This window comes from Streptomyces boncukensis, assembly GCF_011045075.1.
Taxonomy (GTDB): Bacteria; Actinomycetota; Actinomycetes; order Streptomycetales; family Streptomycetaceae; genus Streptomyces; species Streptomyces boncukensis.
On sequence record NZ_JAAKZZ010000799.1, the window covers coordinates 1 to 2,270 of the forward strand.

General features: G+C 73.1%; 2 protein-coding genes. Both read left to right on the top strand.

Annotated features, from left to right (window positions below):
- A partial coding sequence (locus tag G5C65_RS35740; RefSeq protein WP_241266300.1) for a phosphopantetheine-binding protein occupies window positions 1–763 on the top strand: 763 nt, incomplete at its 5' end.
- 45 nt (window positions 764–808) lie between these two features.
- The coding region (locus tag G5C65_RS35745) for a type I polyketide synthase (protein ID WP_206442646.1) at window positions 809–2,270 on the top strand (1,462 nt) is incomplete at its 3' end.

The following is a 2,270-nucleotide window of genomic DNA, read 5'->3' on the forward strand; positions in this document are numbered from 1 at the left end:
GATGGCGCGTTCGGGTGTGGGTGCGCTCTCCAGTGAGCGGGCGTTGGGGCTGCTGGATGCGAGCCTGGCTCATGGGGGTCCGCATCTGCTGGCGATGGACCTGGACCCCCGCGCCCTCACCGCCCAGCCCGCCGGTGAGCTGCCGCCCGCTCTGCGGACGCTCGCCGCGGGACGTGCGCGCGGCCCCGTCAGGCGGACCGCGGCCGCGGCGGACGGGCAGCCCGAGGACTGGGCGGGACGGCTGGCCGGGCTCTCCGCGAGCGAGCAGCACCGGGCCCTCCTCAACCTGGTGCGGGGCCACGTCGCGACCGTACTGGGCCATGGCGACCCCGAGGCGGTCCAGGCCGACGCCCCGTTCAAGGACCTGGGTTTCGACTCGCTGACCGCGGTGGAACTGCGCAACCGGCTCGGCTCCGCGATCGGACGCCGGCTGCCCACCGCGCTGGTCTTCGACTATCCGCACCCCGGCGCGGTCGCCGGACTCCTGCGGGAGCTGATCGGCCCGCACAGCGGCACCCCCGAGGCGCCGGCGGACGTCGAACCGGTGCTCGGCGAACTGGCGCGACTGGAGAGCACGTTGAACTCCGTCGCCCTGGCGGACAGCGAAGCAGGCGCCGTCACGGCACGGCTGGAGTCCCTGCTCGCCCAGTGGAAGGCGGCACGGACGCCCGCCCACGACAACAGCACCGCCACGGAGCGGCTGCACGCCGCCTCGGCGGACCAGCTCCTTGACTTCATCGACAACGAACTGGGCACGTCCTGAAGGCTCGGACGTGGCCCGTACGCGACAGGGCCGGGTGAGGGACAGATGGCTACGGAAGAGCAGCTGGTCGAGTATCTCAAGCGCGTCACCGCCGACTTGCAGGACACCCGCCGACGCCTGCGGCAAGCCGAGGAGCAGTCCCGGGACCCGGTGGCCGTGACCGCCATGGCCTGCCGCTTCCCCGGCGGAGCGACCTCCCCGGAGGCGCTGTGGGAACTGGTCTCCTCGGGCGTCGACACCGTTCGCGACTTCCCCGCCGACCGCGGCTGGGACCTGGAGGGCCTCTACCACCCCGACCCGGACCACCCCGGCACCAGCTACACCCGCAAGGGTGCCTTCCTCGACGACGCCGACCAGTTCGACGCGGGCTTCTTCGGAATCAGCCCCCGCGAGGCGCTGGCGAGCAGCCCGCAGCAGCGGCTGCTGCTGGAGACCTCCTGGGAAGCGATCGAACGCGCCGGGATCGACCCCCTCTCGCTGCGCGGCACCCGCACCGGCGTCTACGCGGGCACAGCGACGACCGGCAGCTCCGGAAAGAGCGGCACCTCGCAGGCCACCGAGGGATACGCGGGCGACGCACCCAGCCTGCTGTCGGGCCGGGTGGCCTACTCCCTCGGCCTGGAGGGCCCAGCGGTGACCATCGAGACCGCATGCTCGTCGTCGCTGGTGGCGATCCATCTGGCGGCCCAGGCGCTGCGGCAGGGCGAGTGCGAGCTGGCGCTGGCCGGCGGCGTCACGGTCATGGTCACCCCGGAGGTCTTCACCGGCTTCTCCCGGCAGCGCGGGCTGTCACCCGACGGGCGGTGCAAGGCATTCGCCTCGACGGCCGACGGCACCGGATGGGGCGAGGGCGTCGGTGTGGTGATGCTGGAGCGCCTGTCCGACGCACAGCGCGCCGGGCGCCGGATACTGGCGGTCATCCGCGGCTCCGCCGTCAACCAGGACGGCGCCAGCAACGGCTTCACCGCACCCAACGGCCCCTCGCAGCAGCGGGTGATCCGCCAGAGCCTGACCAGCGCGGGGCTGTCGGCGTCCGAGGTCGACGCCGTGGAAGCACACGGCACCGGCACCGTCCTCGGCGACTCGATCGAGGCGGACGCGCTCTTCGCCGTCTACGGCCGGAACCGCCCGGAGGACCGGCCGCTGTGGCTGGGCTCGGTGAAGTCGAACATCGGGCACACCCAGGGGGCCGCCGGGGTGGCGGGTGTGATCAAGATGGTGCAGGCGCTGCGGCACGGCGTCCTGCCCGCCTCGCTGCACATCGACGAGCCCTCCCCGCACGTCGACTGGGGTACGGGAGCCGTACGCCTGCTCAGCGAACAGGCGGACTGGCCGCAGACCGACCACCCGCGCCGCGCAGGCGTGTCCTCGTTCGGCATCTCCGGAACGAACGCGCATCTGATTCTGGAGCAGCCCCCTGAGCTGGAGACGGCGGCCGGGCCGGAGTGTGCGGTTGGCGGGGAGGGCGGCGTGGTGCCGTGGGTGTTGTCGGGGCGGAGTGTGGAGG